This is a genomic window from Parabacteroides acidifaciens (assembly GCF_003363715.1).
In the GTDB taxonomy this organism is placed as follows: domain Bacteria; phylum Bacteroidota; class Bacteroidia; order Bacteroidales; family Tannerellaceae; genus Parabacteroides; species Parabacteroides acidifaciens.
The window spans coordinates 1-21205 of sequence record NZ_QREV01000033.1 but is presented as its reverse complement, the minus strand read 5'-3'; the positions used below and the strand labels follow the sequence as shown (position 1 = coordinate 21205).

Genomic DNA, 21205 nt, shown 5'->3' with positions numbered 1-21205 from the left:
ATGACAACAAAAAAATTATATACCGTTATTATCTTTTCAGAGAACACAGTAGGTCTTCTGAACCAGATTACGATTATCTTTACGCGCCGGCAGTTGAACATCGAGACGCTTTCTGTCTCTCCGTCTGCGATACAGGGTATCCACAAGTTTACGATCACGACCTTTGCCGATGAGGATATGATCGACAAGGTGGTGAAACAGATCGACAAGCGCGTCGACATCCTGAAGGCTTATTATAATACGGATGAAGACCTGGTCTTCCAGGAGATCGCCCTTTACAAACTGAGCACGGAACTGTTCATCAAGATGGGTACGGTCGAGGACCTGATCCGCAAGTACAACGCCCGTATCCTGGAAATGAACGAGACGTGCGTGGTGTTGGAAAAGAGCGGTCATTACGACGAGACGCAGGCGCTTTTCAAAGAGTTGAGCGAATCGATCGGCGTCTTGCAGTTTATCCGTTCCGGACGTATCGCCATTACCAAAAGCCGCGTAGAGCGGTTGAGTGATATGTTGGCCGATATGGAACGCAAGCTGCAGGAAAGAAACGGACAATAACGTAGGAGATGTCAAAACTCTCATTCACTGCGTTTGTGTCCTGGCGGGCTTGACCCGCCATCTCATCCTAAACTGAATTACAGTAATTAGTATGAGGTTGCGGGTCAAGCCCGCAATGACACGCTAAAGCGTTGGTGGTTATTTTGATATATCTTTTTTTAAAATATAGAATTATGGAGAAAAACAAAGTAGGAGAATTTCATTTCGTCACAGAACCATATCTGTTGGATTTCCGTGGACGCGTAACGATCCCGATGATCGGAAACTATCTGATACACGTGGCGTCCACTCATGCCGCCGAACGTGGATTCGGCTTCAACGACATGTCCGAACGGCATACTGCCTGGGTGCTTTCCCGTCTGGCAATCGAGATGATTGAATATCCTGCCATGTCGGAGCCTATAACACTATATACCTGGATAGACGAGGTCGGCCGTCTCTTCACCAGCCGTTGTTTCGAGTTGGCGGACAGCAACGGGAAGACCTTCGGTTACGCCCGTTCCATCTGGGCGGCTATCGATGTCGAGACACGCCGTCCGACCTTGTTGGATGTGGCAGGGCTGAGCTCTTATATAACCGAGCGTTCCTGTCCGATCGAGAAGCCGGGCAAGATTGCGGCTGCGGAAAGTGAGTCGGAAGGTATTCCTTACTCGATCAAATACAGCGACCTGGACATCAACGGCCACCTGAACAGTATCAAATATATGGAACACCTCCTGGACCTCTTTGACCTGGAGATGTTTAAGACAAAAGATATCAAACGTTTCGAAATCGCTTACCAGGCTGAAGGCAAATATGGGATGGAACTCATGTTGCATAAGCAGGAAGCCGGTTCTGAAAAATATAATATGGCAATCTGTAACGAGGGCAAGGCGATTTGCCGTGCAGCCGTTACGTGGAGTTAGAGAATAGAATATTATTATTAAATACATTTTAAAGTAAAAAGAAAATGGCAGTAATGAATTTTGGCGGTGTTGACGAAAACGTAGTAACCCGCGAAGAGTTTCCGTTGGAAAAAGCAAGAGAAGTGTTGAAAGATGAAGTAATCGCAGTAATCGGTTACGGCGTTCAGGGCCCTGGACAGAGCTTGAACTTGCGCGACAATGGTTTTAACGTGATCGTAGGACAGCGTCCGGGCAAGACCTATGACAAGGCTGTTGCCGACGGTTGGGTACCGGGTGAAACACTTTTCGGTATCGAAGAAGCTTGCGAAAAAGCAACTATCATACAGGTTCTGCTTTCTGATGCCGCCCAGATCGAATGCTGGCCGCGTATCAAGAAATACCTGACTCCGGGTAAGGCGTTGTATTTCTCTCACGGTTTTGCAATCACTTACAAGGAACGCACAAACATCATTCCTCCCGCAGACGTTGATGTAATCCTGATCGCTCCGAAGGGTTCCGGTACATCTCTGCGCCGTATGTTCCTGCAGGGACGCGGCTTGAACTCCAGCTATGCAATCTTCCAGGATGCAACCGGCAAAGCATGGGACCGTGTAATCGCACTGGGTATCGGTGTCGGTTCAGGTTACCTGTTCGAAACAACTTTCAAGAAGGAAGTGTATTCCGACCTGACGGGCGAACGCGGTACGCTGATGGGTGCTATCCAGGGTCTGCTCCTGGCTCAGTACGAGACATTGCGTGAACACGGACACGAACCTTCCGAAGCATTCAACGAAACTGTGGAAGAGCTGACTCAGTCGTTGATGCCGCTGTTCGCTGAAAACGGTATGGACTGGATGTATGCAAACTGTTCCACTACCGCCCAGCGTGGTGCTCTGGACTGGATGGGCCCGTTCCACGATGCAACTAAACCGGTATTTGAAAAACTGTATAACGAAGTGGCTGCCGGTAATGAAGCACAGCGTTCTATCGACACCAACAGCAAACCGGACTATCGCGAAGGTCTGAACAAGGAACTGGAAGCCCTGCGCAACAGCGAAATGTGGCGTGCCGGTGCCGTTGTCCGCAAACTGCGTCCGGAAAACAACTAATACTTTTTGCGGCCCCGCGTCAAGCGCGGGGACAAGGAACTTCGGATGAATATCTCACAGGGATACAGAGCTCTGGGAATTGAATTTCCCTTTGTTTTGTATCCCTGTGTTTGTTTTTTGACTACATTTGAACGGGTTAAACATTAAATACTATTTGTCGATGAAAAAAATACTTTACACTTGTTTGGCTGCCCTTCTTCTGATGGGGGCTTTACCCGTCCGGGGACAGGGTTCTTCCGATCCGAAGCTGGTCGACGGATATTATCAGATTGAAAATGCGGAACAGCTGAAGTGGTTTCGCGATCAGGTGAACAGGGGGAATGTTTCGCTTAATGCGAAACTGATGGCGGACATAAAATTGTCAGAGTTGGAGTTGAATGCTGATGGCACAATCAAAGGCACGGCTCCTGCCGAGCAGTGGGTGCCGATAGGTTCTTATGGGGATGGAGGAGCTGATAATTTTCCATATTGTGGTATTTTCGACGGGCAGGGACACACGGTCAGTGGTGTCTATATCAATACGACTGATAATGGTGCCAAAGGTTTTATCGGTGCGATAGAGAAGAGGGCTGAAGTGAAGAACCTCGGTGTCGTTAACAGTTATATTTCGGCTGTCGATTGCGTCGGTGGTGTTTGTGGTCGGGCGGATGGTGAAGACCATAAAGAAGAAAATGGTGCACGTATCAGTAATTGCTACTTTTCAGGAGTGGTTTGTGCGACGGGGCATGATGCTTATGTCGGTGGAATTTGTGGTGAGAACGATGATGCCGCAAAAAATATCGACTGTTACAACTTAGGTCTCGTGAAAGCTGTAGGTGATGTATGGGCTGGTGGCATATGTGGCAGAAACGAAGGTTCTATCCTTAATTGCTATAATACAGGCAAAGTCATGAATGAATATTCGTCTATCGGTACACAGGTCGGTGCCATCTGTGGTTTAAACGATGATGTTGCGTATGCGCATGCTGTTATCGTTGATAATTGTTACTATCTTGATGGAACGGCTGCGGTAGGAGTGTATAAAAACCAGAGTACGGTCAGCAACGTTATCGCTAAGACTGCCGAACAGTTTGAAGGTGGTGAAGTTGCCGCTCTTCTCGGTAATGCTTACGGTCAGTCGCTGTCCGGAACAAAAGCTGCCGGCTTGAAATCGACACCCGTTCTTCTGGCTTTTTATCCGGAGGAGGAACAAGCCGCTTTGAAAGTTTATTCTGTCATTTACGACTTGAATTATGAAGGCGCAGCAGCCCTCGATACGATCTACGGCAATACAGGCAGAACTATCCGTCCGTTGGCCAACGTGCCCGTCCGTGAAGGATATTCGTTTGTCGGTTGGTTCGATCAGAAGGAAGGCGGAATGGAACTGGCTTCTCCATCCTCGATCGGTACGGCGGACAGGACGTTTTATGCGCATTGGGAAAAGACAGACGATCCGACTGCTCTCGATAAGGTCACTGATCCCTCAAGTGGTATCCGTGTGCTCGATGGCCGTATTTGTATCACGACGGATGAACCGGTCGGAATGCGTATTGTCAGCATTACCGGGCGTACGGTCCGTACAGGTCGTCTTGCCGCGGGAACAAGTGAGGTATCAGGTTTGCCGGGTGGTGTCTATATTGTGCTTTTGGATAATGGGATACGCAGCAAGGTTTTGATTCGGTAACTGAATAACTTAAATTATCTATATCATGAAGAAGTTTCAAGTTTTGATCATGTTTCTTTGGCTTTCTGTTTCCCTTGCGGGGGCGGTCGAGTCGAAGATCCAATTGGTGCACGGGCCTTATTTGCAGAATCTGGGACCTGATGAGGTGACAATTGTATGGATGTCGGATCAGCCTTCTGTCGGCTGGGTGGAGTTAGCACCGGATGATGGTTCCGATTTCTATGCGACGGAGCGTCCCCGCTATTTCGATGCCCGCAACGGCGTGAAGAATACCTCGACGATCCATACGGTGAAAGTCAAAGGGCTTAAGCCGGGAACCAATTATCGTTATCGGGTGTTTGCACAGGAGGTATTGAGCCATATCGGCCATAAAATCATTTACGGGAACTATGCCTCGACGGATGTCTATTCGAAGAAGCCGTTGGTCTTCAAGACAAGTAATCCGGCTGACAATACCGTATCGTTCGCGATGGTGAATGACATACACGGAAAAAATGATATCCTGTCCAATCTGGTTTCCAAATGTGACTTGAAAAAGACTGACTTCTTTATTTTTAACGGTGATATGGTTTCCGTCTTTAACGAGGAAAACCATATATTCGACGGTTTTATGGACACGGCGGTAAAATTGTTTGCCTCCGAAATCCCGATGTATTACACGCGGGGTAACCATGAAACGCGCGGTGCTTTTGCAACCGAGTTCCAACGTTACTTCTCACCGAAAGAGGAGAATATCTATTATACTTTCCGGCAAGGTCCGATCTGTTTCGTGATTCTGGATACCGGGGAAGATAAACCGGATTCCGATATCGAGTATGCCGGTATTACGGTCTATGACGAATACCGGACGGAACAGGCCGAATGGTTGCGCCAGGTCCTGAACAGCAAGGAGTACAAGGAGGCTCCGTTCAAGATTATCGTAGCCCATATCCCGCCGATGGGTGGCTGGCACGGAAACCTGGAAGTGGAAAATAAGTTCATGCCTTTGCTTCGTGAGGCCAAACCCGATGTGATGCTTTGCGGCCACCTGCACCGTTTCATCCATCAGGATGCAACGGCCCAAACTCCGTTCCCGATAATCGTCAACTCCAATACCGCTGTCCTGAAAGCGACAGCCGATCCGAAAGAAATGAAGATACAGGTGGTGGATGTGGATGGTAAAGAACTGGATCAATTCTCTATAAAAAAGTAATATCATGAAATGTCTGCTTTTCTTTCTGTTGTTTTCATTGTTTGCTGCCAATGCGCAAGAGCATAAGACAGAGATAAACGGTGTGGTTAAAGATGCGAAGGGGAAACCTGTTGCTTTTGTCAATGTCGGGGTCATGGGAAAAGGCTTTGGAGGAATGTCTGACGAGGCTGGAAAATTCTGCCTGTTTGTGCCGGATTCCTTGTTGGACGATCAATTGACCATATCCCATATTGCATATAAAAAGTACTCTTCCCGCCTCCGGGAACTTGCCGGTTCGCCTGTTACCGTTGTATTGGAGGATAGCCTGCTGGTTCTCCCGGAAGTCTCTATTTCTCCCATGAAAGGAAAGTGGATCAGCAATAAGGGAATACGGGTGCCGGGAGGTGTGATGGCTACCGATAGCATCGGCAGTTTGGGGGAAGAAATCGGTATTTCTGTGAAATTGGACAAGGAAGGGCTGTTGGAACAAATCCGGTTACCCATTTTTCGATGCGGGTATGACAGTGTTTTGGTACGTATAAATCTGTATCATCTTTCTGATGAGATGAACCCGGAATTACTGCCGGTTCAGCCTATTTACCAAACAATCCGGAAAATGGAAAAGAAAGAAAAAGTCTTGTTTACCTACGATACGCCTCCCTTGATCCCGGCAGGAAATATCCGGGTTGGATTTGAGATTGTTCGTGTCTATGGCAAAGGCAAACTTTTCTTCCCGCTCTATTCAACCAGCAGCTTGCATCGTTCGGTTTCATTGGACACGTATAAGAAAGCGCCGTTCGGCATTAAGGCTTCCGTTTATGTGAGGCAATGATTTAGTTATGAATTGATTTTGCTTTTACTTATCTAACTTACGTTTTATAAGAAAATATATATAAAAAACTTCGATTTATATTTGGTGGTTTGGAAAAAGGCTGTATCTTTGCAGCGTTCAAACAGAAACAACGAAAAGAACAACATGAAACAGGAAATGCTAAATAGTCTCATTATTTCTCTAAATATTATTCTACTCTGGGAACGGGATAGGAAGTGAGACTGTATATGCTTTGCTGGGCATAAAGATATTAAAGAGCCTTTCTCACTTCCTTGTGAGAGAGGCTTTTTTTATTAAAGGAATAGTAAGTTATAATAAATTAAAGAGGATAGAACTATGTCAGACAGATTATTTATTTTCGACACTACATTACGCGACGGCGAGCAGGTGCCGGGTTGCCAGTTAAACAGCATTGAGAAGATTCAGGTTGCGAGAGCGCTGGAAGAACTGGGTGTCGATGTGATTGAAGCCGGTTTCCCCGTGTCGAGCCCGGGTGATTTTAATAGCGTTGTTGAAATATCGAAAGCCGTAACATGGCCTACTATCTGTGCGCTTACCCGTGCGGTTGAAAAAGATATCGACGTGGCTGCCGAAGCTCTGAAGTTCGCGAAACGCGGACGTATCCATACGGGTATCGGTACATCCGACTATCATATTAAATATAAATTCAATTCCAATCAGGAAGAGATTCTGGAACGTGCCATTGCGGCAACCAAATATGCCAAGAAGTATGTAGAAGACATCGAGTTCTATTGCGAAGATGCCGGACGTACGGACAACGAATATCTGGCACGTGTGGTAGAAGCTGTTATCAAGGCCGGCGCTACGGTTGTGAATATTCCCGATACGACCGGTTATTGCCTGCCGGACGAATATGGTGCGAAAATCAAATACCTGATGGAGCATGTAGATGGTATCGAGAAGGCTGTCATCTCTACCCATTGCCACAATGACTTGGGAATGGCAACCGCCAACACCGTACAGGGCGTGTTGAACGGAGCCCGCCAGGTGGAGGTCACCATGAACGGTATCGGCGAACGTGCCGGTAACACCTCTTTAGAAGAAATCGCCATGATTTTCAAGAGCCATAAGGAACGTGAAATCATCACTAATATCAATACGACGAAGATCTACGGTGTCAGCCGTATGGTGTCGAGCCTAATGAATATGCCGATCCAACCGAACAAGGCGATCGTCGGACGTAACGCCTTCGCCCACTCTTCCGGCATTCACCAGGACGGTGTCTTGAAGAACCGCGAAAGTTATGAAATCATCGACCCGAAAGATGTGGGTATCGACGATAATGCAATCGTATTGACCGCCCGTAGCGGACGCGCTGCCCTGAAACATCGCCTGCAGGTCTTGGGCGTCGAGCTGTCACAGGAAAAGCTGGATAAGGTATATGAAGAATTCCTGAAGTTGGCGGACCGCAAGAAAGATATTAACGATGACGATGTCCTGATGCTTGCTGGCAAAGACCGTACGGCTATGCACCGTATCAAATTAGATTACCTGCAAGTGACTTCCGGCGTCGGCCTGCAATCCGTTGCCAGCGTTTGCCTGGATATCGCAGGTGAGAAGTTTGAAGCTGCCGCTTCTGGAAACGGGCCTGTCGATGCGGCAATCAAAGCAGTGAAATCGATTATCCACCGCACGATGACTATCCAGGAATTCCTGATCCAGGCTATTAATAAGGGCAGTGACGATATGGGTAAAGTGCACATGCAGGTGGAATATGAAGGAAACCGTTATTATGGTTTTGCCGCCAATACCGATATCATTGCCGCTTCGGTAGAAGCATTCATCGATGCAATCAACAAATTTGTAAAATAAAAGAAATTATGAATACACTATTTGACAAGATTTGGGATTCCCACGTGGTCACGAAGATCGAAGAGGGACCCACACAGCTTTACATCGACAGACTTTACTGTCATGAAGTAACCAGCCCGCAGGCCTTTGCCGGTATGCGTGCACGTGGTTTGAAACCGCTTCGCCCGGAACGTATCTATTGTATGCCGGACCACAACACGCCGACACACGACCAGGACAAACCGATAGAAGACCCGATCTCGAAGAACCAGGTCGACACGCTGGCACGGAATGCCGCCGACTTCGGCCTGACCCACTACGGAATGCTGAATGAACGCAACGGTATCATCCATGTGGTCGGTCCCGAACGTGCCTTGACCTTGCCGGGCATGACAATCGTCTGCGGCGACTCGCACACCTCCACGCACGGAGCTGTAGGAGCTGTCGCTTTCGGTATCGGAACCAGCGAAGTGGAGATGGTGATGGCTTCACAATGTATTTTGCAGGCAAAACCGAAGACCATGCGTATCAGCGTGGAAGGCACATTGGGCAAAGGCGTAACAGCAAAGGACGTGGCGCTCTACCTTATGTCGAAGGTGACGACCAGCGGGGCTACCGGATATTTCGTGGAATATGCCGGCTCGGCCGTTCGCAGTCTGTCGATGGAAGGACGCCTGACTTTGTGTAACCTTTCGATCGAAATGGGTGCGCGTGGTGGCATGATTGCCCCCGACGAAACGACTTTTGCCTATCTGAAAGGACGTGAAAATGCTCCGGTAGGTGAAGAATGGGAGAAGGCTGTCGCTTACTGGAAGACGCTGAAGAGTGGCGATGATGCCGTCTTCGATAAAGAAATCCGGTTTGATGCTGCTGATATCGAGCCGATGGTGACTTATGGAACCAATCCGGGCATGGGTATGGGGATCACGCAGCATATCCCGACTGTCGAGGGCATGAGCGAAGTGGCTAAGACTTCTTTCCTGAAATCAATGGCTTATATGGGTTTCGAACCGGGCGAATCGTTGCTTGGAAAGAAGATCGACTATGTCTTCCTGGGTTCTTGTACGAACGGACGTATCGAAGACTTCCGCGCTTTTGCCTCTATCGTGAAGGGCCGGAAGAAAGCGGATCATGTGATTGCCTGGTTGGTGCCCGGCTCCTGGATGGTAGATGCTCAGATACGCGAGGAAGGTCTGGATAAGATATTTGAAGAGGCAGGTTTCCAACTCCGTCAACCGGGTTGCTCGGCTTGTCTGGCGATGAACGATGATAAGATCCCGGCAGGCAAGTATGCCGTTTCGACCAGCAACCGTAATTTCGAAGGTCGTCAGGGACCGGGCGCACGCACGATTCTGGCTGGTCCGCTGGTAGCAGCCGCTGCCGCCGTGACGGGCGAGATTACTGATCCGAGACAGTTCATTTAATCGTACGAAATCAAATAGTAAAACGATAAAATATCAAAGATATGAAACAGAAATTCAATATCATAACATCTACTTGTGTTCCACTCCCTTTGGAGAATGTGGACACAGACCAGATCATCCCGGCCCGTTTCCTGAAAGCGACAGACAAGAAAGGTTTCGGCGAAAACTTGTTCCGCGACTGGCGGTATGACAAGCAGGGAAACAAAATCGAATCGTTCGTCTTGAATGATCCGACTTATGGCGGCCAGATTCTGGTGGCAGGAAAAAACTTCGGTTCCGGTTCCAGCCGCGAACATGCAGCCTGGGCAATAGCCGATTACGGTTTCCGGGTGGTTGTCTCCAGCTTCTTCGCCGACATCCACAAAAACAATGAGTTGAACAACTTTGTTCTTCCGGTGGTTGTAAGCGAACAATTCCTGGCAGAACTCTTCGACTCTATCTATGCCGATCCGAAAACAGAAGTAGAAGTCAACCTGCCCGCCCAGACGATCACCAACAAGGCAACCGGCAAAAGCGAACATTTCGACATCAACGCCTACAAAAAGGATTGCCTGGTCAATGGTCTCGACGACATCGACTACCTCCTGTCTAATAAGGAAAAGATAGAGGCATTCGAAAAGGGACGTAAATGACACATCATTTATGAAAAACAAACAATTATGATAGAAATAATGGATACCACCCTGCGTGACGGGGAACAGACATCAGGAGTTTCTTTTGCGGCGCATGAGAAACTGAGTATTGCCCAGGCATTGCTCGACTTGGGTGTGAACCGCCTCGAGATCGCATCTGCGCGTGTCTCGGACGGCGAGTTTGAGGCCGTGAAGCGTGTGGCTTCCTGGGCGGAACGTACCGGAAATATCCAGAAGCTCGAAGTGCTCGGCTTCGTCGATGGCGATGTCTCGCTGAACTGGATCGAGGCTGCGGGGTGCCGGACCGTGAACCTGCTTTGCAAAGGCTCTTACAAGCATGTGACGGAGCAACTGCGTAAAACTCCCGAACAGCATTTTGCCGATATCCGCAGCGTCATCAACCTGGCGACGGAACGGGGGATAGGAGTGAATGTCTATCTGGAAGACTGGTCGAACGGTATCAAGAATTCGCCGGAATATGTCTATCAGTTTGTCGATTCGCTTCGTGACCTGCCGGTGCGCCGGTTCATGTTGCCCGATACGTTGGGTATCCTGAATCCTGGTAACACATACGATTATTGTAAGGATATGGTGATCCGTTATCCGGATCTGAAGTTTGATTTCCACGCTCACAACGATTATGACTTGGCCGTTGCCAATGTCTATTCTGCCGTCCGTGCCGGAATCAATGGCGTTCATACCACGCTGAACGGCTTGGGCGAACGTGCAGGAAACGCTCCTCTCAGCAGTGTGCTTGCCGTTCTGAAAGACCAGTTGGGAGTGGAAACAACGCTCCGGGAAGAGAAGATCAACTATGCCAGCCGCCTGGTGGAAACCTTCTCCGGCGTCCATATCCCCACAAACAAACCGATCATCGGCGAACATGTCTTTACGCAGTGTGCCGGTGTCCATGCCGATGGCGACAGTAAGAACAATCTCTATTGTAACGACCTGCTGCCTGAACGCTTCGGCCGCGTCCGCGAGTATGCACTCGGAAAAACATCCGGCAAGGCGAATATTCGCAAGAACCTCGAATCATTGGGGATCGACATCGACGAAAACTCCATGCGTAAGGTGACCGAGCGGATCATCGAATTGGGCGATAAGAAGGAAATGGTTACGACGGAAGACCTGCCGTATATCATCAGCGATGTGCTTCACCACGATACAATTGCCGATCAGCGCATCCGCATATTAAATTATTCTTTATCTTTGGCGCAGGGCCTGAAACCTGTTGCAACCCTGAAGATAGAGATCAATGGGGAAGCCTATCAGGAATCGGCTTCCGGCGATGGGCAGTATGACGCCTTTGTACGTGCCCTCCGGAAAATATATTCCGATCTGGGCCGTCCATTCCCGATGCTGACCAACTATTCCGTATCCATCCCGCCCGGCGGACGAACCGATGCATTCGTGCAGACTATCATCAGCTGGAACTATGCCGGAGTAGACTTTAAGACACGCGGACTCGATGCCGACCAGACGGAAGCAGCCATCAAGGCGACATTGAAGATGCTGAACAAGATAGAGCAATGAATAATGTGCCAATAGATCAATGTGCTAATGTGCCAATTTGTGGTTACATCGGTTTTTCATTGGCACATTGGCATATTTGCAAATTAATAAATTATTGAAGTTATGAAGAAGTTAACAATCGCGCTTGTAGCGCACGACAATCGTAAGGCTGACATGGTAGAATGGGCTGTTCACAATGCTGAATTTCTGTCCCATCATTACATTGTATGTACCGGAACAACCGGAGGTTTGGTTCGGCAGGCTATGGAAGAAAAAGGTGTACAGTCAGAAATAACCTGTATGCATTCCGGCCCGCTCGGTGGCGATGCTGAGATAGCCGCAATGGTAGTGCGTAAAGAAATCGACCTTGCCGTATTCCTGATTGACGACCTGAACCCACAGCCGCACGAAGCCGATATCCAGATGTTGCTTCGCCAATGCCGCGTTCATAACGTACCTATTGCCTGTAACCGTTACAGTGCCGATCTGATGATCACAAGCACACTGTGGGATGATGACAGCTACGTCCCTACAGAACCTAAATATGTCTATTTTAAAAGAGAATAAGAATGTGCCAATAAACAATATGCCAATGTGCCAATTAGTGGGTGCATTGGCTTTTCATTGGCACATTGGCATATTCGCAAATTAATAAATTATTTATATGAAATTGAATATTGCACTGCTCCCCGGTGACGGAATCGGTCCCGAGATTATCGAGCAAGGAATGAAAGCCGTTAAGGCCATCTGCCAGAAATATGGCCATGACCTGAGTTACAAACAAGCGTTGGTAGGTGCCTGCGCGATCGACGCAGTTGGTAATCCTTATCCCGACGAAACGCACGAACTCTGTATGCAGAGTGATGCTGTTTATTTCGGCGCTATCGGCTCTCCTAAATATGATAACGATCCGTCTGCCAAAGTACGTCCCGAACAGGGACTGTTGGGGATGCGCAAAAAACTGGGTCTGTTTGCCAATATCCGCCCGGTTACAACATTCCCTTCATTGCTGCATAAATCTCCGCTGCGCGCCGAATTGGTGGAAGGTGCGGACTTTATGTGTATCCGTGAACTGACAGGCGGTATGTACTTCGGACGTCCGCAGGGTCGGAGCGAAGATGGAAATACGGCCTATGATACTTGTGTTTACAGTCGTGAGGAAATCGACCGTATCGTTCGTCTGGCTTATCAATATGCACAGAAACGCCGTAAGAAAGTGACGGTTGTGGATAAGGCGAATGTCTTGGCTACTTCCCGCTTGTGGCGTCAGGTCGCACAGGAGATCGCAAAGGAGTTTCCGGATGTGGAAACCGAATTTATGTTTGTCGACAATGCTGCCATGCGGTTGGTTCAGTGGCCGAAGAGCTTTGATGTGATGGTTACGGAAAACATGTTCGGAGACATTCTGACGGATGAGGCTTCGGTTATCACCGGCTCGTTAGGTATGCTGCCTTCCGCTTCTATCGGCGTCCATACTTCCGTATTCGAACCGATTCATGGTTCATGGCCGCAGGCTGCCGGAAAGAACATTGCCAATCCGTTGGCTACTATTCTGAGCGGTGCCCTGATGCTTGAATATGCTTTCAACCTGATGGAAGAAGGAGCTTTGATTCGTGAAGCGGTTGCTGCCTCTATGGATGCAGGTTTCGTTACCGAAGATATTGCCGACGGTGCAAAATCCTATTCAACAAGCGAAGTGGGCGATTGGATTGCCGACTATATTGCAAAGAAATAAGTATTTTCTATTGGACGCAGATTTCTCAGAGTCTGCGTCCTTTTTATTTATTATTTGGCAAGTTTCATTAACTCTTTGATGACCTCTTTATCATATCCCATCGATTCGGCTTTCTTAAAGTCGATGGCTGCCCGTTCCTTTTCGTACTGTGCCAGTTTAATCTTGCCTCTCAGCACGTAGAGAGCTGCACTCGGTTCGCTTTCAGTAAATACTTTTTCGATGTCCGCCATGGCACGTGCATTCTTTCCCATCATAAAATACAGGTCTGCCCGTCCTTCGTACAAGACCCAGTCGCGAGGCATTTCACCGATCAGGTAATTGAAGATCCGTTCGCTTTCGGTATAGTTGCCACGCATCTTTTCCAGAATGGCATGACCAAGACGGGCACGGACGGATTTTTCGTTTATCAGTAGAATCTTGTCGAAGTCCTGTTCCGCCCACATGTAATTCTTTTGTTGGATATAGAGTAATCCGCGGCAATAAAGCGCTTCTTGATGCTCGGGATTTTCAATCAGCAGCGTGTTGTAGTCGTTCAAAGCCTTTTCCGTTTCGCCTAATTCCGTATAGAGGGATGCCCGGTTTTCCAGAATGGTGATGTTATTGGTATGGCCGCTCAATGCGGAGGTATAGGATATGAGTGCATCCTCCAACTTCCCCTGCCGGCGCTGTATAGTTCCTAAGTTGGTGAGCAAGGCGTAATTCAGCGGGTTTGCCGGTTCTTTGCGCATAGCGGCTTTGAGACTTTCTTCTGCGGATACCAAATCATTTTTGTCGACAAAATCATAGCTTTTCTCAATCAGCTCTTCATAAGACTGTGCAAAGCTGTTTCCCATAAATAGGAACAAACCTATAATAATCAAGAAAGTCCTCATTCTCTATTGTTTATATCTGTTATTTGACCGGGTACAAAACTACGTAATTAAATCGGTTCTTCGTCTGAATAAAAAAACTTTATACCTTTGCTACAAATTCTAATACTTTTTGAACGTTTGATTGTTGTATGAATAGTAAGAAATTCAATAAATATAAATAATTATGATTTTAGCAGCCATTGACTTTTCACATGGAGTGGAAGGTATTTTAAATTCCCTGATGACCCAAGGGGCGGCATTAGGATGGACGCTGATTAAGGCGTTTTTAGTTTTTATAGTCGGACGACTACTGATTAATCTGGTGAATAAACTGATTAAAAGAGTCTTATTGAAGCGCGATATCGAGCCTTCGGTAAAGAGTTTTGTCGGGAGTCTGGTGAATGTCGTACTGACTATTCTATTGATAATCTCGGTTGTCGGGGCTTTAGGTGTTCAGACGACTTCGTTTGCAGCTTTGCTGGCGTCTGCCGGTGTCGCTGTCGGTATGGCTTTAAGCGGTAACCTGGCCAACTTCGCGGGAGGATTGATTATTCTTCTGTTCAAGCCTTTTAAAGTCGGAGATTATATCGAGGCGCAAGGGATAGGAGGGACTGTCAAAGAGATACAGATCTTTCACACTATATTGACGACGCCGGACAATAAAACGGTTTATATCCCGAATGGTTCGTTGAGCAGTGGAGCGGTTACGAACTTCAGCCGGCAGGATACCCGTCGCGTCGATTGGACATTCGGTGTCGATTATGGGGAAGACTATAATAAAGTAAAGCAGGTGATTGAAACGATCCTTTCACGTGATTCCCGCGTTTTGACTGATCCGGCACCTTTTGTTGCTTTGCACGCTTTGGCAGATAGCAGTGTGAATGTTGTCGTCCGTGTGTGGGTGAAAAGCTCGGATTATTGGGATGTTTATTTCGGGATAAATCAGGCAGTTTATGAGACATTCAATGCCGAAGGTATCAACTTCCCATTCCCGCAACTCACTGTACATCGGGCTAATAACTGATTTGTCCTTAAAAGAAAAGGATTTGTTCAATAATCGATAGGTTTGGTTCGGTGTCTTCAGGGAAGACGCAATTTTAAACAAAAAGATTTATCTTTGTCAATCAATAAAAAAGAAAGCAATCATTAATGATTTAATGAATACAAGATATTTAGAACTTTATTTCATTGCTTTAGTATTATTATTTGATTATAAGAGAAAAACAATTCCTGGCCCGTCATTCCGATGACGGGCTTTTTTTATTTATAGCATGAATAATCGTGTTTTTGTACAGTATGTCCTATGATAAGTATCTTTTGGCTTTTATTATAAGCTTATGAAACTGAAGTTTTATATCTTTGTCACTGTTAAGTAATTGAATGATTAAACAATTTGCATATGAATAAACATTTTACACTTTTAGCTGCGGCTTTGATGACAGTAGGAACTTTTACTGCGGCGAATGCGGCAGATGATAATCCAAGTAAAGATTGGACTGCAGGTAATTATTATTACTTGAAAAATGGTAGTGACAAGTATTTGTCGCTGGATGGAAATAAGTCTGATTCTGTTGTCGTAAAAGCAATCCCTTCATTTGTTGATGTAAACAAAGCTGCTCGTGATTCTGCTTTATGGGAAATTGTAGGAATAAATGAAACGGCAGGAACTGTTTATCAGTTTAAAAATAAAAAAACGAATGCTGTTTTGTCATTTGCTGCATCTCAAGAGGCTAAACCTGTTTTAGCGGCAGGAGTAGATAAATGGACGTTTACAGATGGAGGAGGTTTAAGTGCTTCACTAAGTGACGGCAGTAAAATGATATTAGCTTTAAATGATGATGGCAGTGTTGCTTTTACTGGGGAAGCTTTGGACCTGACAGTCACTGAGCCTGACACAATGACCATGACTCCACAAGATCTTGGTGATGGCTTCAGCACATTCCAACTAATATTTGATGATAAATATGAAGGAAATATCTTTACTGGCAAAGATTTGATAGCCAATTCTGTAGGGAATAACGGTTTTATGACTCTACAAGTGAAAGGTGATGAAGCCTATTCAAATGGAGTAAAGAAGTTTTTAGGTGTTGATACACTCAAAACAACAATTAACAATCAGCAGAATGTGTTTGGTGCAGGGTTCGCTTTGGATTCAACTCGCAAAGTTTTGCGTCCGAATGAACTTTGTCAGCATTTTAAATTTGTTGTTAATTTGCAGAATGATTCAATTGCTATGTTTGTAGCAGGTGCTCCTGATTTTGATGACGATTTAAAAGTTAAAGAAGCAGAGGGTGATACAGTTCGTGTTGTTTATGCTCAAACCGGTAATACCAAGGTTTTAACTGTTTCTAAGTTTGGAGCAAATGCCCAGCCTATACAGGGAAAACTTCCTATGATTGGAGTTGCAAAGGGCACTCCTGTTACGATTCCGACAGGTTCCGGCGTTTATTTCTTGAAGAAAGTAAGTAAGGGTGCCGACAATGGCAAGTATTATGTTGCAAAGAAGGCCTTTATGGGAGGTGACAGTGTTCCGTCGGTCAATCAAGTGAGAGGGCAATGGTATATTAAAGAAAACAATGGTAAATATTCTATTGTGGACCGTGAGTCGGATTCTGACCTGATTTTAGATAAGGAAGTTTTCGCAGTGCAAGGGATGGAGGACACTTACTTGATTGGAAGCGATTCCATCACAGTTGAACAGATGAATGTTGATCTGAAGAATAAATATTTAGGTTCGTTTGTCGCATCCGAACAGGATTTGGTGAATAAGGGATATTATCTGAGCCTCTTTTCCGCAACTCCTGGTGTACCGGAACTGTTTATGTATGCAAGCGATTCTATATTGAAGGGAAGTGCAGTAGATATGCAGCTCTTTAAATTGTTCCCGATGAAACCTGTAAAAGTGGCTGGAGCCAAACAATTGGGAGATACAGTTTCGGTGATTCCTTATCAATTGGGCGGCTATTTCCTGGATGGTAAAGTGGCTAAAGACGAAGAAAAGGGTGTATTGAAGTTCTCGACGACATCAACTCCTCTTTCTTTCCGTTTCCTGTCTGATGCCAACGGACAATTCTATTCAATGGCAACAGATGCTGACAACAAGTATGTAGGAATTGATGTCAACACTTCCAACCTGCAATTGACGAGCACTAAGACAATTGTGAATATAGCACCTGTAGATGCGCCCGAATATGCAACATTCGAAGCCGGACATAAGCGGTTGGTTTCTGATGGTAATTCTTTGGTCATGAATCCGCTTAATCTTTTTGCACAGATGAAAACGGAAGGTAGTGAGATCACGAAAGCTACTTACGAAAAAGATAATTTCAGTTTGTGGGTTGAACCGGATACGATGGTTGCCGGCAAGCAACTCTATCTCATCTCTTCAGGTAGCGAGACAGGAACACGCTATTATATGTCGGTAAAAGATACTTCTTTTACAGGGATAAACTATGATAAGTATGCGATGTTCGTAGAGGATAATGACACAATCAAGACAATGAAAGACAGTCCGGCTTTATTTGCTTTCAAAGTTAATGAGCATGGTGGATATCTCTTGGAAAACTACAAGGAATTGAAGAATGGGGGCAAGCCGTATGTTGGCGTGGTGAATGGTTTTGTTGTGTTGGAACAATTCCCGCACGTAGCATTTGAAGTTGAAACTGCTTCCGCTCCGACTCCTAATGAAGAAATAAACGTTTCTGAAATTAAGGTAATCAGCAGTGACGGCCAGGTAATCGTAACGAATGCTTCCGGCAAAAAGATTACGCTGTCTAATATCCTGGGTCAGACAATCGGTGTTCGCAGAGCAAGTTCCGAATACTTCTCTATGCCGGCAACATCAGGCATTGTACTGGTAACAGTGGAAGGTGATACCACTTATAAAGTAATTGTAAAGTAAAGAATTGTAATCCGATAATAGAAAAGGCGGCTTCCGGTAACGGGAGCCGCCTTTCTTTATGGCTATGATAGAACGGGAACTCTTATTCCCCGCCCGAAAGTTTCTTTTCCAGATATGCCAGTTTTTTGATCGCCTTTTCCTTCTCTTTCGTCAGTTTCTCAATGTCGCTTAATACTGTTGCCAGTTCGTAAGTCGAAGCAATTGCTTTCTTATCGGCATCGGCTATATAGAGAACATAAGGTTTGCCGCCGGTATATTCCACTTTGATACGCTCTTTCTGGTTGGCAAAGATGAACTTGACAGCATCTTCACATTTCTCTCCCTGATAGGTGACAACTTCCGTTGTATTTCCCAAATCCTTGAACCGGTAGTTCAAGCCACCGTCATAAGGAATAGCGGGAGTTTCGGCGAAAAGGCCGTCCTTCGTACTCAGCTTGATGCCGGTATGGTTGAGCGGATTGGCTCCGAAATAGACGCTGGCCAGATACATTTCGCCTTTCTCGTTTACACCCGAACGAATGTAACAGCGTTGGATGTTACGTTCGATAGTCTGCTGTTTGGAGACGTAGTTGCCGATCTCGTTGTAGGCGGAATCTTTCTCCAGGTTGAAGCCTTTCTTCAGGCCTTCCAACTCCTGTTGCCGGATCGGAATCAGACTGTCGCAAAAGGCCAGGTTGCGTTCCGCCTCCTTTTGTTCCACCTGGCGCATCAAGGTCAGACCTTCGCGGATAACCTTGAATTCTTTCGGATACAGGATGCGGATACTGTCTATCTCGCTCTTGGCGGCAAAGAGTTCGTTCCGTTCATACATATTCCGGGCACTGTCCAGCCGTGCCTGTGCTTTCTTCTCGTCATTGCTGCAACCGGTCAGTGTTACGGCTGCAAGTGCTATACAGATTGCTGACTTCTTCATTATGATAATTGTTTAATTGTCCACCACTTAATTCCTTGCAAAGATATTGCAAAAAGGGAGAATTAGCATCCCCGTAAGAATTTAATTATCTTTGCAGGCCAAATGTAAATACGAATATGTATATAGAGCAAGAAGACATATTAAAACATATTTCAGCGAAACCCTTCCGGTTGGTTTCGGAAGCGGCGGACGAGTTAGGGGTTGAGGCTTATGTGATAGGCGGTTATGTGCGGGATATTTTTCTGCGCCGTCCGTCCAAAGACATCGATGTTGTAGCCGTAGGCAGCGGTATCGAACTGGCAAAAGCAGTGGCCAGGAAGTTGGGACGCGGCGCCCACCTTTCCGTATTCAAGAATTTCGGCACGGCACAGGTGAAAGCCGGCGATCTGGAACTGGAGTTTGTCGGTGCACGCAAGGAGTCTTATACACACGACAGCCGCAAACCGGTTGTCGAAGACGGTACGCTCGAGGACGACCAGAACCGCCGCGACTTTACGATCAACGCCCTGGCCCTTTGCCTGAACAAAGACCGCTACGGCGAGCTTGTCGATCCGTTCGACGGGCTGACCGATATGGATAACCTGCTGATCCGCACGCCGCTCGACCCGGATATCACATTCAGCGACGACCCGCTGCGCATGATGCGTGCCGTCCGGTTCGCCACCCAGTTAGGCTTCTTTATCGATCCCGACACGTTTGATGCGATCGAGCGTAACAAGGAGCGTATCTCTATCATCTCCAAGGAGCGCATTGTGGATGAATTGAATAAGATCGTCCTCTCGCCCAAGCCCTCTGTCGGCTTTGACCTGCTGGACCGTTGCGGCCTGTTGCCTTTGATTTTCCCGGAACTTTGCGCCCTGAAAGGCGTGGAGACGAAAGAAGGCATCGGGCATAAAGACAACTTCGCCCACACGCTGATGGTGCTCGACCGCCTGAGCAAGACGACCGATAACCTGTGGCTCCGCTGGAGTGCGCTTTTCCATGACATAGCCAAACCGGCGACGAAACGTTTCGATCCGCGTTTAGGCTGGACGTTTCACAACCATAATTTCATCGGGGAAAAGATGATTCCCGGTATCTTCCGCAAGATGAAGCTGCCGATGAACGAGAAGATGAAATATGTTCAGAAGATGGTCAGCCTGCACATGCGTCCGATTGCCTTGTCGGACGACGAAGTGACGGACTCCGCTATCCGCCGCCTTCTGTTTGATGCGGGAGACGACATAGACGACTTGATGAAACTCTGCGAAGCCGATATCACCAGCAAGAACCCCGAAAAGGTGCGCCGCTTCCTTGCCAACTTCCAGAAAGTCCGCAGCAAGCTCGCCGAGATCGAAGAGAAAGACCGCGTCCGCAATTTCCAGCCGCCTGTAACGGGAGAGGAGATCATGGAAACTTTCGGCCTGCCGCCTTCGCAGCCGGTCGGTGTGCTGAAAGAAGCGATCAAGAACGCGATCCTCGACGGCGTGATACCTAACGAACACGAAGCCGCCCATGCCTTTATGCTACAGAGGGCGGAGAAGATGGGACTTAAACCGGTTGGGAAGTGAGGGTAAACTGTTGAGTGGTTGTTCGGAATTTCCGAACAACCACTTCTTCGTTAAGTTCTCCCTTTTCGAATATATGCTTAACGTGTTCGCTTATTGTCGCTTTGGATTTCCCGAACAACGTACAAAGCTGTGCTTGTGTCAGCCATACGGTTTCCCCTTCAAACAGAACATCAACTTTGATGGTTCCATCCTGGGACTGGTAAATTAGTATTTCGTCTTGTCGATCTTGCATGATTCTAAATTAGCTATCAGATTACAACAAAGATAGTTTATTATTCCGACCCTCTAACCGTTTCTTCCTTATATTTTAATTCATACATCACATTCCATTACCTCTTTTCTGGCATACAATTAATCGTCCGCCGCCCAGTGAACGATCGTTCGGCGCCAAGCGGACAACTTGCGGACAACATAGAAAGGGCTAAAGGATAGGGATAAAAGGGCTCACCCGATATTTCATGGGGGGGGACTTCATTCACTTTCTTGGAATATCTATCGCTACTATAATAGTCTTGTACAGGCTTGGAAGTTGATACGAAAGCGAAGTTGTCACATCTGTATTTTGGTAAAAGCTGATAATATACCTGCATTTACGGTCTAAAAACCCCGAAAATTCAATATTTATAAAAATAGATTGTTTTTTATTTGTTTACGT

Annotated in this window: 18 protein-coding genes; 15 read left to right on the top strand and 3 right to left on the bottom strand. The window is 46.8% G+C overall.

The window, feature by feature from the left end:
* From ilvN to leuB, 12 genes are all read left to right on the top strand, one after another.
* Entirely contained in the window at nt 1-558 is a 558-nt protein-coding gene (gene ilvN, locus DWU89_RS13370; RefSeq protein WP_115500131.1) for an acetolactate synthase small subunit, read from the top strand.
* Between the two features lie 173 nt (nt 559-731).
* Complete coding sequence (locus DWU89_RS13365) at nt 732-1463, top strand: acyl-[acyl-carrier-protein] thioesterase (RefSeq protein ID WP_115500130.1); 732 nt, start codon at nt 732-734, stop codon at nt 1461-1463.
* Nucleotides 1464-1507: 44 nt separating this feature from the next.
* Nucleotides 1508-2551: a ketol-acid reductoisomerase gene (ilvC, locus tag DWU89_RS13360; protein WP_115500129.1), complete on the top strand. Its 1044-nt coding sequence runs from the start codon at nt 1508-1510 to the stop codon at nt 2549-2551.
* Nucleotides 2552-2711: 160 nt separating this feature from the next.
* Nucleotides 2712-4214 carry an InlB B-repeat-containing protein gene (locus DWU89_RS13355; protein ID WP_115500128.1) on the top strand — a complete coding sequence of 501 codons (1503 nt, stop codon included), beginning with the start codon at nt 2712-2714 and terminating at the stop codon, nt 4212-4214.
* Nucleotides 4215-4239: 25 nt separating this feature from the next.
* Complete coding sequence (locus DWU89_RS13350) at nt 4240-5406, top strand: metallophosphoesterase (protein WP_115500127.1); 1167 nt, start codon at nt 4240-4242, stop codon at nt 5404-5406.
* A 4-nt stretch (nt 5407-5410) separates the two neighbouring features.
* Nucleotides 5411-6217, top strand: coding sequence for a carboxypeptidase-like regulatory domain-containing protein (locus DWU89_RS13345; protein WP_115500126.1), 807 nt, complete (start codon nt 5411-5413; stop codon nt 6215-6217).
* A 336-nt stretch (nt 6218-6553) separates the two neighbouring features.
* Nucleotides 6554-8050, top strand: a complete 1497-nt coding sequence (locus DWU89_RS13340) for a 2-isopropylmalate synthase (protein WP_115500125.1) — start codon at nt 6554-6556, stop codon at nt 8048-8050.
* Between the two features lie 8 nt (nt 8051-8058).
* Nucleotides 8059-9453 carry a 3-isopropylmalate dehydratase large subunit gene (leuC, locus tag DWU89_RS13335; RefSeq protein WP_115500124.1) on the top strand — a complete coding sequence of 465 codons (1395 nt, stop codon included), beginning with the start codon at nt 8059-8061 and terminating at the stop codon, nt 9451-9453.
* A gap of 41 nt (nt 9454-9494) precedes the next feature.
* Nucleotides 9495-10085: a 3-isopropylmalate dehydratase small subunit gene (gene leuD, locus DWU89_RS13330; protein WP_115500123.1), complete on the top strand. Its 591-nt coding sequence runs from the start codon at nt 9495-9497 to the stop codon at nt 10083-10085.
* A gap of 27 nt (nt 10086-10112) precedes the next feature.
* On the top strand, nt 10113-11621 hold the full coding sequence (locus DWU89_RS13325) for an alpha-isopropylmalate synthase regulatory domain-containing protein (RefSeq protein WP_167451682.1): 1509 nt from the start codon (nt 10113-10115) through the stop codon (nt 11619-11621).
* Nucleotides 11622-11723: 102 nt separating this feature from the next.
* Nucleotides 11724-12167: a methylglyoxal synthase gene (locus DWU89_RS13320; RefSeq protein ID WP_115500122.1), complete on the top strand. Its 444-nt coding sequence runs from the start codon at nt 11724-11726 to the stop codon at nt 12165-12167.
* Between the two features lie 97 nt (nt 12168-12264).
* A complete protein-coding gene (leuB, locus tag DWU89_RS13315; protein WP_115500121.1) occupies nt 12265-13335 on the top strand; it encodes a 3-isopropylmalate dehydrogenase in 1071 nt (356 codons plus the stop codon).
* A gap of 50 nt (nt 13336-13385) precedes the next feature.
* Here leuB and DWU89_RS13310 read toward each other — a convergent pair whose 3' ends face one another.
* The gene (locus DWU89_RS13310; RefSeq protein ID WP_115500120.1) at nt 13386-14207 is read right to left on the bottom strand and encodes a tetratricopeptide repeat protein; all 822 of its coding nucleotides are present in this window, start codon (nt 14205-14207) and stop codon (nt 13386-13388) included.
* A 220-nt stretch (nt 14208-14427) separates the two neighbouring features.
* On the opposite strand from DWU89_RS13310, the gene DWU89_RS13305 reads away from it, so the two are divergent.
* Nucleotides 14428-15210 (top strand): mechanosensitive ion channel family protein, encoded by a 783-nt coding sequence (locus DWU89_RS13305; protein ID WP_233547782.1) that lies wholly within the window; start codon nt 14428-14430, stop codon nt 15208-15210.
* A gap of 375 nt (nt 15211-15585) precedes the next feature.
* A complete protein-coding gene (locus tag DWU89_RS13300) occupies nt 15586-18087 on the top strand; it encodes a DUF6383 domain-containing protein (RefSeq protein WP_115500118.1) in 2502 nt (833 codons plus the stop codon).
* An 82-nt stretch (nt 18088-18169) separates the two neighbouring features.
* On the opposite strand, the gene DWU89_RS13295 is transcribed toward DWU89_RS13300, so the two are convergent.
* On the bottom strand, nt 18170-19000 hold the full coding sequence (locus DWU89_RS13295) for a hypothetical protein (protein ID WP_115500117.1): 831 nt from the start codon (nt 18998-19000) through the stop codon (nt 18170-18172).
* Nucleotides 19001-19116: 116 nt separating this feature from the next.
* Here DWU89_RS13295 and DWU89_RS13290 point away from each other — a divergent pair, with 116 nt between their 5' ends.
* Nucleotides 19117-20550 (top strand): CCA tRNA nucleotidyltransferase, encoded by a 1434-nt coding sequence (locus tag DWU89_RS13290; protein ID WP_115500116.1) that lies wholly within the window; start codon nt 19117-19119, stop codon nt 20548-20550.
* Here DWU89_RS13290 and DWU89_RS13285 read toward each other — a convergent pair.
* Nucleotides 20531-20782 (bottom strand): hypothetical protein, encoded by a 252-nt coding sequence (locus DWU89_RS13285; protein ID WP_392391931.1) that lies wholly within the window; start codon nt 20780-20782, stop codon nt 20531-20533. The two genes, DWU89_RS13290 and DWU89_RS13285, sit on opposite strands and share 20 nt — an antisense overlap.
* Nucleotides 20783-21205 lie beyond the last annotated feature (423 nt).

Bases quoted from the DNA above. Each gene is read 5' to 3' on its own strand.
- DWU89_RS13320 (WP_115500122.1), top strand. From the start codon at position 11,724: ATGAAGAAGTTAACAATCGCGCTTGTAGCGCACGACAATCGTAAGGCT.
- ilvC (WP_115500129.1), top strand. From the start codon at position 1,508: ATGGCAGTAATGAATTTTGGCGGTGTTGACGAAAACGTAGTAACCCGC.
- DWU89_RS13310 (WP_115500120.1), bottom strand. From the start codon at position 14,207: ATGAGGACTTTCTTGATTATTATAGGTTTGTTCCTATTTATGGGAAAC.
- leuB (WP_115500121.1), top strand. From the start codon at position 12,265: ATGAAATTGAATATTGCACTGCTCCCCGGTGACGGAATCGGTCCCGAG.
- DWU89_RS13365 (WP_115500130.1), top strand. From the start codon at position 732: ATGGAGAAAAACAAAGTAGGAGAATTTCATTTCGTCACAGAACCATAT.
- DWU89_RS13345 (WP_115500126.1), top strand. From the start codon at position 5,411: ATGAAATGTCTGCTTTTCTTTCTGTTGTTTTCATTGTTTGCTGCCAAT.
- leuD (WP_115500123.1), top strand. From the start codon at position 9,495: ATGAAACAGAAATTCAATATCATAACATCTACTTGTGTTCCACTCCCT.
- DWU89_RS13295 (WP_115500117.1), bottom strand. From the start codon at position 19,000: ATGAAGAAGTCAGCAATCTGTATAGCACTTGCAGCCGTAACACTGACC.
- DWU89_RS13355 (WP_115500128.1), top strand. From the start codon at position 2,712: ATGAAAAAAATACTTTACACTTGTTTGGCTGCCCTTCTTCTGATGGGG.
- DWU89_RS13290 (WP_115500116.1), top strand. From the start codon at position 19,117: ATGTATATAGAGCAAGAAGACATATTAAAACATATTTCAGCGAAACCC.
- DWU89_RS13305 (WP_233547782.1), top strand. From the start codon at position 14,428: ATGACCCAAGGGGCGGCATTAGGATGGACGCTGATTAAGGCGTTTTTA.
- leuC (WP_115500124.1), top strand. From the start codon at position 8,059: ATGAATACACTATTTGACAAGATTTGGGATTCCCACGTGGTCACGAAG.
- DWU89_RS13300 (WP_115500118.1), top strand. From the start codon at position 15,586: ATGAATAAACATTTTACACTTTTAGCTGCGGCTTTGATGACAGTAGGA.
- ilvN (WP_115500131.1), top strand. From the start codon at position 1: ATGACAACAAAAAAATTATATACCGTTATTATCTTTTCAGAGAACACA.
- DWU89_RS13285 (WP_392391931.1), bottom strand. From the start codon at position 20,782: ATGCAAGATCGACAAGACGAAATACTAATTTACCAGTCCCAGGATGGA.
- DWU89_RS13325 (WP_167451682.1), top strand. From the start codon at position 10,113: ATGATAGAAATAATGGATACCACCCTGCGTGACGGGGAACAGACATCA.
- DWU89_RS13350 (WP_115500127.1), top strand. From the start codon at position 4,240: ATGAAGAAGTTTCAAGTTTTGATCATGTTTCTTTGGCTTTCTGTTTCC.
- DWU89_RS13340 (WP_115500125.1), top strand. From the start codon at position 6,554: ATGTCAGACAGATTATTTATTTTCGACACTACATTACGCGACGGCGAG.